The sequence below is a fragment of the Paenibacillus allorhizosphaerae genome, from assembly GCF_042659105.1.
Lineage (GTDB): Bacteria > Bacillota > Bacilli > Paenibacillales > NBRC-103111 > Paenibacillus_G > Paenibacillus_G allorhizosphaerae.
On the sequence record NZ_JBHSRV010000001.1, the window covers coordinates 827,120 to 841,305 of the forward strand.

The 14,186-nt window shown below is 55.2% G+C and carries 8 protein-coding genes; 2 read left to right on the forward strand and 6 right to left on the reverse strand.

Annotated elements, in window-relative coordinates; genetic code table 11:
- Positions 1 to 3: 3 nt before the first annotated feature.
- The gene (tkt, locus tag ACFQI7_RS03470; RefSeq protein ID WP_218097460.1) at positions 4 to 2,025 is read right to left on the reverse strand and encodes a transketolase; all 2,022 of its coding nucleotides are present in this window, start codon (positions 2,023 to 2,025) and stop codon (positions 4 to 6) included.
- A gap of 126 nt (positions 2,026 to 2,151) precedes the next feature.
- Here tkt and ACFQI7_RS03475 point away from each other — a divergent pair, with 126 nt between their 5' ends.
- The gene (locus ACFQI7_RS03475) at positions 2,152 to 3,048 is read left to right on the forward strand and encodes a LysR family transcriptional regulator (RefSeq protein ID WP_218097459.1); all 897 of its coding nucleotides are present in this window, start codon (positions 2,152 to 2,154) and stop codon (positions 3,046 to 3,048) included.
- A 47-nt stretch (positions 3,049 to 3,095) separates the two neighbouring features.
- Positions 3,096 to 3,245, forward strand: coding sequence for a hypothetical protein (locus ACFQI7_RS03480; RefSeq protein ID WP_218097458.1), 150 nt, complete (start codon positions 3,096 to 3,098; stop codon positions 3,243 to 3,245).
- 221 nt (positions 3,246 to 3,466) lie between these two features.
- On the opposite strand, the gene ACFQI7_RS03485 is transcribed toward ACFQI7_RS03480, so the two are convergent.
- The 5 genes from ACFQI7_RS03485 to ACFQI7_RS03505 all read right to left on the reverse strand — a co-directional run bounded on the left by ACFQI7_RS03485 (position 3,467) and on the right by ACFQI7_RS03505 (position 14,132).
- Positions 3,467 to 6,643 (reverse strand): phosphodiester glycosidase family protein, encoded by a 3,177-nt coding sequence (locus ACFQI7_RS03485; RefSeq protein WP_218097457.1) that lies wholly within the window; start codon positions 6,641 to 6,643, stop codon positions 3,467 to 3,469.
- Between the two features lie 483 nt (positions 6,644 to 7,126).
- On the reverse strand, positions 7,127 to 8,521 hold the full coding sequence (locus ACFQI7_RS03490; RefSeq protein ID WP_218097456.1) for an MDR family MFS transporter: 1,395 nt from the start codon (positions 8,519 to 8,521) through the stop codon (positions 7,127 to 7,129).
- 258 nt (positions 8,522 to 8,779) lie between these two features.
- Positions 8,780 to 9,574, reverse strand: coding sequence for an endonuclease/exonuclease/phosphatase family protein (locus ACFQI7_RS03495; RefSeq protein ID WP_218097455.1), 795 nt, complete (start codon positions 9,572 to 9,574; stop codon positions 8,780 to 8,782).
- A 72-nt stretch (positions 9,575 to 9,646) separates the two neighbouring features.
- Positions 9,647 to 10,963, reverse strand: coding sequence for an ABC transporter substrate-binding protein (locus ACFQI7_RS03500; RefSeq protein WP_218097454.1), 1,317 nt, complete (start codon positions 10,961 to 10,963; stop codon positions 9,647 to 9,649).
- Between the two features lie 253 nt (positions 10,964 to 11,216).
- Positions 11,217 to 14,132, reverse strand: a complete 2,916-nt coding sequence (locus ACFQI7_RS03505; RefSeq protein ID WP_218097453.1) for an endonuclease/exonuclease/phosphatase family protein — start codon at positions 14,130 to 14,132, stop codon at positions 11,217 to 11,219.
- Between the last annotated feature and the right edge of the window lie 54 nt (positions 14,133 to 14,186).

Sequence of the window (14,186 nt, forward strand, 5' to 3'; positions counted from 1 at the left end):
GCATCATTTCAACAAAAGCTCGACCCGACGTACGACTTCTTCTGCTGTGAAGCCGTATTCCTTGATCAATACGGAAGCCGGGGCCGAAGCGCCGAACCGATCGATCCCCATCATCGCTCCCCGATCGCCTGCATATTCCCGCCATCCTTGCGTCGACCCCATCTCCAACGTAAGCCGGATCGGCACCTCCGGCGGAAGAACCGCGCGCTTGTACGCCTCGGGCTGCTTCTCGAACCGCTCCCAACTGGGCATGCTAATGACACGTACGTGAATGCCGCGTTCGCGCAGCCTTTGCTGCGCTTCCAAAGCCAGCTGCACCTCCGAACCGGTGGCAATGACCAGCGCATCCGGAACGGACCGCTCCCCCTCTGACAAAACATAAGCGCCTTGCGCGATGCCTGCCGGCGCCAGCTCCGCCGTGCCCAGCAATATCGGCAGCGCCTGCCGCGTTAAAATAAGAGCGCATGGCCCGTCGCTTTGCGCTACCGCGAACTTCCATGCGGCTATCGTCTCATTGGCATCCGCCGGACGGAGCACCGTGATGCCCGGAATGGCGCGGAGCGCAGCCAGCTGCTCCACCGGCTCATGCGTAGGGCCGTCCTCCCCAACGGCGATGCTGTCATGCGTGAACACGTAGACGGCTGGAAGCCGCATCAGCGAGGCAAGGCGGATCGCCGGGCGCAAATAATCGGAAAACACGAAGAACGTAGCGCAAAACGGACGGACTCCTCGATGGAGCAGCATGCCGTTCAAGGCCGCGCCCATCGCGAATTCCCGTACGCCGAAAAACACATTGCGCCCGCTGTAATCCGGAGCCGCAAACCGATGCGATGCCTTGATGTTCGTTTTTACAGACGTCTCCAAATCCGCCGCGCCGCCGATCAGGAACGGCACCGTCCCGGCAATGGCATTGATCGCACGTTCCGACACTGATCTCGTCGCCACAGGCGGATCGCTGGGGCCGTATAACGGCAGCGCCGAATCCCAGCCTTCGGGCAATTGGCCGGCGGCCGCCGTATCGAACTGCGCGGCAAGCTCCGGATACGCCTCGCGGTAGCTTTGCATCATCTTGCGCCATGCCGTTTCCTTGTGGTCGCCCGCTAGCTTCAATGCGGCAAAATGAGGCTTCGCTTCCTCGGGAACGAAAAATTCCGGCTCGGCCGGCCAGTCGAAAAACCGTTTCGTCAACAATGTCTCCTCATGACCGAGTGGAACGCCGTGCGACCCATGCTCTCCCGCTTTGCCGCTCTTGTTCGGACTGCCGTAGCCGATGACCGTCTTCACTTCAATAAGCGTAGGACGCGGGTCCGCTTGCGCTTCGGACAAAGCTTGGCCGATCGTTTCAAGATCGTTGCCGTCCTCCACTCGCAGCGTATGCCAGCCGTAACTGGCAAACCGCATCAGCACATTTTCCGAAAAGGACACGTTCAGGTCGCCATCGAGCGAAATGTCATTCGAATCGTACAGCACAATCAGCTTGCCGAGCTTTAAATGCCCGGCGAGCGAAGCGGATTCCCCGGTTACGCCTTCCATCATATCGCCGTCGCCGCAAATCGCATACGTGAAATGATCGATCACCGGGTAATGATCCCGGTTGTACACAGCCGCCATATGCGCCTCGGCCATCGCCATCCCGACCGCCATGCCGAAGCCTTGCCCGAGCGGACCGGTTGTCGCGTCCACGCCCGGCGTATGGCCGAATTCCGGATGGCCCGGCGTTCTGCTCCCCCACTGGCGAAACCGCTTCAGTTCGTCAAGCGGCAAATCATATCCGAACAAGTGCAGCAGGCTGTACAGCAGCATGGACCCGTGACCGGCGGACAGGACGAAACGGTCGCGGTTGATCCAGTCCGGATGACTCGGGCTGTGCGTCATGTACCGGGACCACAACGTATAAGCCATCGGCGCTGCGCCCATGGGCATGCCGGGATGCCCGGAGCCGGCGCGATTGACCGCGTCGACGGCGAGCATGCGGATCGTTTGAACCGACAATTCATCAATCGATTTGTTGTTTTGAATAACCATGCAAATCCTCCTCCTTCAATCCCATTGCTTATAGATGTTCATTTGCTTTACAACCGATTATAATAGACGAAGCTGCTATTTATGAAATCGATATTTTGCATAGCTGATATAGATGGAGGTAATAGCATGATCAACAACCTGGAATTGTACCGAGTCTTTTACTGGACGGCAAAAGAACTCAACTTATCACGCGCGGCGGAACGGCTGTTCATTACCCAGCCCAGCGTCAGCCACGCGATTAAACAGCTGGAAACGGAGCTCGGCGTTGCGTTATTTCACCGCGGTTCAAAAGGGGTCAAGCTGACGGAGGAAGGGAGTCTGCTGATGCTGCAGGTGGACAAAGCGTTCCGTTCCATCGAATCGGCGGAACGGCATATCGCGGAAATGCATCAGCTCATGCGCGGCGAGCTGCGTCTAGGCAGCAGCGATTCGTTATGCAAACATTACTTGCTGCCGCATCTAGGCCGTTTTTGCAGCGAGCACCCGCGGCTGCGGATCGATGTTGCGCACGGGACAACGCCCGAAATCATTCGTTTGATCAAAGAAGACCGCATCGATTTCGGCATCGTCCGAATGCCGGTCGAAGACCCCGCGCTGGTCGTCATGGAAACGATCGAAGTGCAGGACCGTTTCGTTGCGGGTCCGCGTTTTTTTCATTTGACCGATAACGTGCTGAAGCTCTCCGAACTTGTCTCCCATCCGCTCATCCTGTTCACGAAAACAAGCAGCTCCCGCAAATTTGTCGAGGACATGGCCAGGTCCCACGGCGTTCTGCTCGAGCCGGAAATTGAGCTGGCCAGCGTCGATCTGCTCGTCGAATTCGCCAAAGCCGGACTTGGCATTTCGTTTGTGACACGGCAATTCGTGCAAAGCGAGCTCGATACCGGCAAGCTGAAGGAAATCCGTCTGGCCGAACCGATTCCCGCCCGCAAAATCGGCATTGCATTTTTGAAAAACCGGCTGCTCTCTTCGGCCACTAAAGTATTTATACGTGAATATTTAGGTGTTCCGGGGCTGAAATAAAAATAACGCGCCTTGGGAAAACTAACCTTTCGAAAGGAGGTGCTTCCATGGCCAAATATAATGACGAGCACGCGGAAACATCGAAGCAGGAAGAAAACGCACTGACAAACGACAACTGTGCCGTTGCGGATCTCGGGCAAATCGATGCGCCGGCCGATGCGTTCGCCGACCAAGACGAATATATCGACGAGCCATAATCGCGAAAACGAAAATGCGCACCTGTTCCAAGACGATGTGAACTGAACCTCGTCAAGCGGACAGTACAAAAAATAAAGCGGCCTTGGTCCTGAATTGCATTGGACTAAGGCCGTTTTGTTTTTCCTAGTTCGTTATTGTAAAAAGATGCATGCGGTTAATGCTTCGGGAAATCCGGAAGATACGGCGGACTCCCAAAAGATCTGAAGCGGCAGAAAAGGGCCTACCGTCCTTCCCCCTCGTTCAGCTTCACATTCAACGTGACGGGAGCTGAAACGTTACCGCTCGTATCCTGAGCCTGCAAAATGACCTCGTATTGGCCGTGCATCAGCACTCCCGTACGAACCGCTGCCGTACCTGCCGGCGCGAACAGCGCCTGTCCCGCTCCATCCTTGCCGCCCGCACTGCCGTAGCGCACGACGTTGATCCGCATGCCAGTATAATCCGGATCCCCCGGCGGGGTAAACGAAATCAAGAGCTCGTGACCGCTCAGCGCAGTGACGCGTATGTCGGAAGGCATGGCCGGCGCGGCAGCATCTTTGGCCGTTACCGCTTCAAGCAGCTCGGTACGCGCCGTGTTGCCTGCAGCGTCGGAAGCTTCGATCTGGTACCGGTACACGGTGTTACCGATCAAACCTTCCGCCTTCCAGACGAGCGGGGCATACGCGGAAGCGGTAACCGTTCCGACGGAAACCCCGTTCTGGAAAATGCGGTACTGCTGTACGCCTTCGTTGTCCGCTGCTGCATTCCAACTCAGCTGAAGCGAATGATACGTCGCTTCCGTAACGGAAAGCCCGGTCCCGCCGGGCCAGCTCGGCGGCTCCGTATCCGGAGCTTTAACGCGGAAGTTCCACGCGGCCGGAGGAACAGCATACGTTCCTGCAAGATCGGCCGCTTCCACTTTCACGGTGTGCTGCCCTTCCGCCAAATCCGATGCAGGAACGGCACGAATAATGCCAGCGGACGCATCGAAGGTGTGCTCCAGTGCCGTACCGTCAACGGTGACATGAATGGAGGCGGGATCGACACCGCTTCCTGCATCCTTCACTCCGACGGAGATGACCGGGCGAAGCGAACGCACTTCCGTGTCCGGCGCCGGAACCGGATGATCGAACGACGGTCCGTCCACATCCTCGCCTAAATCCATATATTCGGCCCGCAAATTATCGTAATAAACAACACCGCTGCCTTTATTCGTTTCGTCGGTTTCATTCACGACGACATAACGCACCTTTAGCGGGTATATCGTGTTTGCCGGCACGTCGGCGGCAACATATTTCCAACCGGTCCAATTCAGCCCGCCGGGCTCGGTCATGTTGAAAATCCGGTTCGTTCCGGCGCCGTCGGCAACGCCCAATCGCAGCATATGATTTTTCGAATCCCCATATACCCATAAGCCGATTCGGTAAGGCTTGCCTTCGATTTCGCGGCCGGCCGTGCCGGTTTGATCCAAGAAGTTGACATAGGCGTTCGAGCTGCCTTTTTTTCCGGTGAAATCGTATGTTAGCCTTAATGACTTCGTCCCGTACCGGACCGGATTGGGCCTGGCAACGGCGGTCATCGTGACGGAACCCGTTACCGCGTTGGAGCTGCTGACCTGCATGCCGCTCATATCCTCGAAAGGTTCCATCATCTGCGGCGGCTTGCCTACTTGAACTTTCGCTTCCGCAACGACACTGCCGATCCGCGCAATCACTTTACCGTCTGCGGATCCGCTTACGGCTTCGAGCGTACCGTCCGGCCGCATCGTGCCGATCGCGCCTTCTATGGTCCATTCGATCCGGTCCGGGGATACCCGCACTTGACGGCCCTCGGAGTCAGCCGCTTTGGCTTCGAAACGCAAGGATGCCCCCGGCTCGATGACCGCCGGATTTGGCGTCAGCGACAACGTATTTACGTGATCGGTGACCTGGATTTCCACGTCTTTCACGACATTGCCGCTTCGTACGACGACTTTGCCGGAGCCTGGGCTACCGGCTGCCGTGAGTACGCCGGAGGCACTTACTGTACCGATCGCGCCTTGTACCGACCAGCTTAAATCTTCCGCCCGGACTGGAATCCCGTTCAAATACGCGTCCTGCCCCTTTACGTGAAACGGCAGCTGGCTGTTCGCGAGCACTTGCACCGGAGAATCCGGGATGACAACAAGCTGATGAAGCGGGGACGACGGTGCCGTTGACAGGACGGCCAACGCGTTGCCGACCGCCCGGTCGTGCCCGTCCGAAGGACGGTTCTGCAAGTTTACGCCCGAATCCCCCGGTTCTCGGACATAGTATGTCGTAGAACCCCCTCCGTCGAGATTGAGGGCGTTCTCCATTCCGAGACCTTGCAAATAATAAGCCCCTTCCGCCAGCGTAATGCCGTCGGAGTAGCCCGGCTGGCGCCCGTCGACGGTGACCAAATAGAGCTTCCCTTGCTTGGTCGCAACCATCGTGCGCGGATGGCGGTCCGTCATATTCGGGTCCGTCACGTCGAGCAAAGCGGTTGGAACCGCTCCGTTTTTAAGCAGCACATATCCGAGCGTAGAATTTCCCGAAATGACCTGCTCCGCCCCGCCGAAGCCTTTGCCAAATGCAATATCCAACCGAAGCCTCGTACCCACGGACAGCTTCTGCCGAATCCAGTCCGCCTTGCTTCCCGTCGCCGACAGTACGTAAGTTCCGTCTTCGATCGGCGTGTCCGACGCTTCGTTGACTGACAATACGGTACCGCTGACCGGCTGTCCGGGAATGAGTTTGTAAGCGGTGTCGTCCGCTTTCACGACAACCTCCACGCCGCCGGACGGCGTACGGGTGCTTGCGCCGAACCTCCAATTGTAAAGAAACGCGTGGTTCGTGTGCGATTCGACACGCGTCCTGTTGATCATGGTCAGCGTCAGCGACTCCCCGTTGTCCTTGGTCAGTTTGGAAGTCATCGTCACGTTTTCTTCCATTTTGATCGTATGATCCGGCATGATGGCCATCGCAATCTTGCTTGTGGAAGGAGAGCTTACCAATTCGCCGTTTGAGATCATGAGACCGGAAGGCACGCCTACCGTACTGAAAAAATCCCCATTGACCCCCGCGACCGGACGTTTCCCCGCGCCTTCCAGCTGCTGCAGCATGTGATATACCGTCTCTGGGCCCGATACTTCGCCGTGCGAAGAAACGGCCTCCAATCGGACATACGGATTGTGCGGATCCACTTCCAGCAGCTGCACCGATTCGCGCAGTCCGCTGCCCGCCAATGTGCGGGTCGTGTGCGTGACGCCCGGCGAAACCTCATACCGGAACTCCTCGGTCGTTTGCCAAGCCGAAGAAGCGTCGGAAGCTGCCGAGAATTGATAAGGCAGCATCAGCGAAGATATACTTACAATCATTGCAAAGCTTCGACGCCATTTGGCGATTCGTGACACGATCATTATCAGTTCACCTCTCTCAACGAATGATCCATGTAAAAAACGCAGCTGTAATCGCTTTCAATAAAATAAATAAGTACAAGTATCTGTTATAAATCTCACCTCCGGATTTAGTTTATAAATCAATTTGATTAATTAAAATATAATGCATCCCGTCCGTTTCTTCAACCTCTTTTCATACCCTCCATCTTATTTTTTTCTTTTCATGCCCGGATCAAAATGATTTATTCAATACGTTGGCAAGGCAGGATCCATCCGGCGAACCAGCCTCGTTTCGGTGGAAGCCGGATGTCGGGATCCGGTTACCTCATAGCGATGCCGCCAACACGCCAATGTTGATTACCTTGTTACAGCAGCCACAAGACCGACCTGGTCGGTTGCAACGAAAAGCTCCCCTCACAGCAGCAGGCTTTCATTGATTTCACCTGTCTGTCTGCTTTAAGGGGAGCATATCAATGAATCGGTGTGCTTTTTATCGCCTCCGAATCAATTCGCTTTTTGCATTTCGGCAATTTTCCGCTGCGGCGGCAGGAAAAACACCGAAATGGCGTTCAGCACCGTAATGATAAAGATCGCCACGAACACGGCGTGAATGCCGCCTGCAATTTCCGCATTCGTGTGCTGTACGAGATAGCTGTTGAACAACGTGCCGAATACGGCGACGCCGACGGTCTGGCCCAGCGAGCGCATAAGCGAATTGGCGGCGGTGGCGACGCCCCGCTGCTGCCAGCCGACGACCGATTGAACGAGTACGGTAGCGGGTGTGGATACGCAGCCCATACCGAATCCGACGACGGTTAATATGCCGACAAGATACCAGTATGGCGACTGCAGCGTCAGCGCCGTCAGCCATAGTCCGCCGAGCAGCACGACAAGCGCCCCGAAGATAACGATCTTCTTCGCGCCTACCCGGTACATATACCGCCCCGCCAAATTCGCGGCGATCGGCCAGGCGATCGACATCGGCATGACCATCAACCCGGAGGTGGTGGCACTGTATCCGAGAAGAGTCTGAATCCACATCGGCGCGTAGATCGAAGTTCCGGTGGATACGCTGAATGCCAAAAATCCGCTAATATTGGATACGTTCATGACGCGGTTCTGGAAGATCGACAGAGGGATCATCGGCTCCGCCGCCCTTTTCTCGATAAAGACGAAAAGCACGAGCGCTGCGACGGCAACCGCGAACAGCGCCATGATAACGGGCGAATTCCACGGATAGCTCTCCCCACCGCTCAGCAGCGCGTACAGCAATGCCGATATCCCAACGGTAAAGGTCAACGCGCCCAAATAGTCGATGCTTTTCGCCTTCTTCTCAAACTGCTCATGCAAAAAGCCGAATACGAGGAAAAACGAAACGATGCCGATCGGCACGTTCATATAAAAGATCCAGCGCCAGTTCACGTAGTCGACAAAATAGCCTCCGACAAGCGGCCCCAGCAGACCGGCTACCGACCAGACCGACGCGAACACTCCCTGCATTTTCCCGCGCTGCTCGCCGGGATACAAATCGCCGATAATCGTGAACGTCACCGGATTCAGCGCCCCCGCCCCAATGCCCTGCAGCGCGCGGTACCAGATCAGAGCGGTCATCGACTGCGCGGCGCCGCACAGAATCGAGCCGAGAACAAACAGGATGAGACCGATCGTGAACACCGATCGCCTTCCGAACAGATCGGTCAATTTGCCGAAGATCGGCGTCGCTACGCATGTGGTCAGCGTATAAATCGAGAATACCCAGCTAACGAGGCTGAGGCCGCTGAGATCGTTAATGATATGCGGCATAGCGGTACTTACGACGGTTACGTCCAGCGCGCCGACAAATAAAGCGGCCAGCAGTCCAAGCGTAACCATCTTGCGGTTCGTTGTTTTGTGCGGCATACAATCCTCCTAAAGGCATTCATGTTATTGCATTTCGTACTTATTGCTATAAGCTTTCCTGTTATTGTTAAAATATAATTTCCACAGGATCGATTTGTCAATACTTTTTATACTTTTCAAATATTTATGTATCGTATGTTATTAAAAATCATCGTGTTTCGATTATAATCGAAGGAACGGCAAACAGCCCGGAACGCTGGCCCGGGCTGTGACTGCTATGTGTTATGTACATGTTAATCTAATGGCAGAGATACATTTTTACTTCGTTTCAAGCGTAGCTGTCACCGGATAATGATCCGACGGATAACTGCCGTCGTATTGCGAACGGTCGATTTTGGCGTGAGTCACCGCCCAGTCCTTTGTCGTAAAAATATAATCGATCGGCTCCCCTTCTACCTGGCCCTTGAACCCGTTGAACGTTTTGCCGAGGGGCTTCTCCACATGATCGAACACATCCTGCAAATCCGACGTTACCGCTCCGATCTCCAGCTCGCCACGGAAAAACCGGATTGCATCCGAGTCAGGCGTGCAGTTCATATCGCCCATCAGAAGCAGCGGAATTCCGTGCTTCGCCCGGTATGCGGACATCCGTTCATAGATGAGCGCCGCCCCGTTTCTTCTTGCTTCTTCTCCCCTGTGGTCCAGATGGGTATTAAATATGGCGAATGATTCCCCCGTCTGCTTGTCGCGAAATCGAACCCACGTACAAATCCGCGTAATGCTCGTATCCCAGCTCTTCGATGCCGGCACTTCCGGCGCCTCCGACAGCCAGAAGTGCCCTTCTTCCAACGGCTCAAGCCGCTCCTCGCGATAAAATACCGCGCAATGCTCGCTTCGCGCCCCGTCGTCTCTCGGCTTCCCGATCCAACGGTAGCCGGCCAGGCGTTCCTGCAGTTCGACCAGCATCGGATATTGTCCTTCCTGGGTTCCCATCACGTCCGGCCCATTCGCTTGAATGATGCTCACCACCTTGTCGATCCGGTTCGGCCATGCATTCTCGCCGTCCTTCGGTTCATTGTAGCGCAGGTTTAACGTCATTGCTTGAATGGTCACGATGAAATTCCTCTTTTCGTCTCGATTCGTTGATTCGTTGATTACCGGACTCCCGGCGCGCATACGCTTTCATTACTGACCCGCTTCCGCCGTTTTAATTTGCTGATTGACGGTTTCATCCGCTGTCCGCAGCGCCGTATTTACGTCTTTGCCGTTGTTGATGATATCCTTCAGCGCGTTGTTCATGGCGGTTGCGGCGATATTATCGTACTTCGAGGTGACAAACGACTTTGCCGGCGTCGTCTTGCTGACGGCACCGATATTTTTCCCGTTCATAAAGGGCATATCGGCCCCGTAAGACGCCTTGATCTTGGCGTCCTTCAAGATGCTGAATCGTCCCTGTCTCGACATATCCATCTGCACTTCGTCGGAAAGAACGGCATTGATCGCCAGCATCGCAGCATCTCGGTTTTTGCTGGTGCTTGTAATCGCAAGGACGTGCTCGTCAATGCGCAGCGACAATCCCGGCGCCTCGGGCCATGTCGGATAAGACACCATATCCCAATTCAAATCGGGCGTTTTGTACAAATTGCCGTCGAATATAATGTTGTTTGACGCCAGCATCGCTAACGTCTTGTTTTTGGCAAACAGGTTATTCGCGTCGCCGCCGTAAATGATTTGGCTGTTGCCGGGAATCCGGTGAACTTTCTCCATGAAGCTGAGCACGCGCTTCCAAGGTTCGGTATTGAGCAGCGATTTATTGGTTTTCGGATCGACATAAGGCAATGACAGCTGGGAAGCCGGCCGTTCGATGTAGTTTGGCTCAAGCCCGCGATACTGCACGTTGTCCTCGTTTCGCGTCACCTTCCTGGCGAGCTCATACACGTCGTCCCAAGTCATGCCGTCTTTCGGATACGGCACGCCGAACTTGTCAAAGATGTCTTTGTTATAGTACAGCGCCGCAAAATGCCTTGTGTAAGGAAGCGCAACCAGATCCGTCGTTTGCATCGCCGATTTGATCGCTTCAAGCGCCTCGGGCTCGATCCGGTTCAGATCGATATTATGTTTTTTGATCAAATCGTCCATCGGAGCGAATATTTTCAGATCGACGAGACCTTGCATACCGTTAATATTGTTCGTGATCGTAATATCGGGCGTCTCCCCGATGGCGACAAGCTCGCGCGTGCTTCTACCTTTATCATACAATACCCGCTCGATCGTAATCCACGGATATTTTTTATGTACTGGATCGGTTATATACCGTTTGAATTCCTCCTCATTCAAATATCCTCCGGTATTGATTCCGACCGTGACCGTCACGGGCTTTTGATCCACGATTGCCGTACCGGCCGGTTTTTCCTGCACGGCGGTCCCTTGCGACGGCGAACAACCCGGCGCAACCAGAGCAATCAGCAGCGCAGCAGCGCCTGATCCAATGATTCTTCTCATTTCTTCTCCCCGCTCCCTAAGGTACATACGAACGAAAAGCGTGAATCCATGTGCTGCACTTAGAGCCTTTCGCCGACCGGAATTCATTGCATCCTTCGCACCCTCGCCTTGATAACGTTTCCATACGCAGCGAAAGACAACCCGCCACTTTTTTTTCGTAATGACACAAGGCTCCCTGGCTTTGTTATGAACATCTTCCCCCGGTACAATGGGAGGCGGAAGCCGCCTCCCTGTACCTGCACAAGGTCTAATGTTACGGCTTACCTGGCGGTTCATTTCCCTCGTCTTCGACCTGAACCGTCATCTCCGCCTGAAATCCGTCGACCGATGCGTTAATGACGGCCGATCCGCTGCGATGCGCTTTGACTCTGCCATGGGCATTGACGGAAGCGACGGAGCCGTTGCTGTGCGAGAAGCGGACTTTATCGTCCATATCCCGCAACGAGCCGTCCTTGTAGCGCAGGCTCGCTTTCAGCGTCATTTCTTCCCCGGGAGCCGCATGCCATTCCGCCGGATTCAGAACTAGGGAAACCGGCGTATTTTGTTCGAAATGGACGCGGTACACTGTCTGCTGAATGCCGTCTTCGGCTGTGACCGTGATCACGGCTTCGCCGGGCACGCCTTGCGCTTGTTCTACCGTCACAATCGCTTTGGCGTCATATGCTTGTGCCGTTACGGTCTGCGGCATCGTCGCGCCTTCGGGCAAGTAGACGGTATAATCCAGCCGATCCGCAAGAAACGGCTGCAGCGGCAGCCCGTTTACCGAGATGGAAGCGAGGTCGGACCGGTTGCCCATCACGTACACGGACATCGTCGCAACCTGCTCGCCCAAACGAGCCGTAATTTGCGCAGTGCCTGGTGCAATCGCCGTAATGGCGCCGCTTTTCTCTACGCGGACAGCCGCTTCGTTCGAGCTTGCATACTGCGCTTCCGCCGTCACATCCTTCGAATATCCTCCGCTGTACAGGCCGGTCGCCTTAAGCTCCATGCTGCTGCCAACCGCTGTCTTCCATTCGTTCACGCTAAAATTCAGTTCGTTCAGCTCGCGCTTCACATACAAGTCGCCGACGATCGGGAGATGGTCCGACACCTGGGTCTGAATGACTTGCGCACGTTCTGCATCGCCAAGCAGCAGCTTGTCGCTTGCCCAGATGTAATCGATTTTGGCGTATGGCCTTTTGGAGTCGATCGTATAAGCATTCGGTTGGCTGGCAAAAGGCTCTTGAAATGCCGCTGCGATCCGTCTCATATCCGGCGAATACGGCCTGGCATTGAAATCGCCGACGATGATCTTGGGGCCGTCTTTTTCCCCGGCAATCGCCAAAATTTCATCCGTCTGCGTTTGCTGCTGCACGGCATCCAGCCCCAAATGAGTCGAATAAAAATACAACGGGATTGCGTTCATATCAATCCGCGTCTCAAGCAGGCCTCTTTGCTCTTGTCCGTAGCTCGTCAAAGCGTAATTACGCTGCTCCAAAATCGGATATTTGCTCAAAACCGCCGTCCCGTATTGGCTGTTCGGCAGTCCCGGTTGCTGCGGAGCCCGATCCAGATTGGCACCGTATGCGTAATGCATGCCGAGCATCTCCGCCAAACGGCCGATCGTGTCCTCCAGGTTACTGCGGCTCGAATAGTACCGGTCCACCTCCTGAAGCCCGATCACTTCCGCGCCTGACTGCCGGATCACGTCCGCCGTTTTCTCCAGATCGTAATTCTCATCGGAGTCTGCGCCGTGATGAATGTTGAAGGACATCACCTTGAGCGGCATATCCAGATCCGTCTTCTCCCCGGTGAACTGTACCCGGTATTCTTTGGTCGTCGCACCGTCATCGGCCGTCACGACAAGATACGCAATGCCTGGAAGCGTTGTTGGGGCAAAGACCGTGACGCTCGCATTCGCATCGGCAGACTGCGCGGAGATGGCTGGCACCTTCGTCGAATCGCGCGGTACGGTAATCCGGTAGAACAATCGGTCAGGCGCAAACGATTCCACTGGAACGCCGTCGATCCGGATCGAAGCCAAATCTGCATTCTTTGTCAAATATACGGAAACCGGCAAATCCGCGGACAGCGGCCCATAGGTGGCGGTAACGACCGTCTTCCCTGCGGACTTGGCCCGGATTAGCCCCGGCGAAGGAACATCCGCAACTTCGGGGTGGCTGCTCACGTAACCTGCGCTATAAGTCGCATCGCGTACGGTTCCGTTGGTGTAATAAGCGTTCAATTTCACTTTCATTACATTTCCCGCCATTTCCGATAAAGCTTTGTCCGTGAACGCCAGCGCTTTGAGCGCCGGGTTCGCATGCGCATCCGGGTTTAATATCAGCTCGCTAACAATCGGAAGGTGAATCGACGCCAAGGAAGGTATGGCCCGCGCTTCCCCCAGCTCCCAATCATAAGAAGGCAATAGGTAGCTAATCCGTTTGGTAGGCAAATAAGCCGGATTCGTGTACGCATTCGTTTGGTCAAAAAAGGCGTCGCTGAACGAGGTCAGCAGCCGCTTCACTTCGGCGCTCGTGTCAACGGCATTGGCATACACGGCGACGATCTTCGGTCCGGTTTGCCGGCCTACGATCGAGATGATTTCATCCGCTTGCTTGACCCTCACGGCAGCGGTCGTATCCATATGGGTTGTATAAAAATGGATTGCCGTACCGTTCACATTGATCCGGGCCTCGAACAGCGCGCGCTTTTCGGTTCCCGAGTTGGAAATCGGATTCAACACCGCATTCTCGATCGGGTATTTGCTCAAGATCGCCATGCCGAACTGCCGCCTCTCGGTTCTGCCTTGCTCCGGCGCAAGATCCACCGTAGGCCCGTAGACATAATGCATGCCAAGCGCGTCTGCGATTCGTTTGGCTTGGTCCTCATAATTGCTCCGGCTGGAATAATGTTTATCGACCGCCTGCAAACCGATCACGTCTGCGCCCGAGCTGCGAATGACATCTGCGATCCGGTCCAGATCGACCACGTTATCCGTCCCTTTGCCGCTGTTGATCTGATAAGACATCGCCTTCAGCTTAAGCGGGGGCTGAACCGCATCTCCCCCTCCCCCGGACGAGCCGGGGGCTGAGGAGGCGACAGCACTGTACATAGGGGTCAGCAGCAGAAGCACGATTACGTTGATCAGAAAGCAGCGAAAATAGATTAAGCGCTTACCCTCATTCAAAGCCATCCCTCACTTCATACATTGTTAGAAGCAGTCCATTTTAGAACCGTTTTA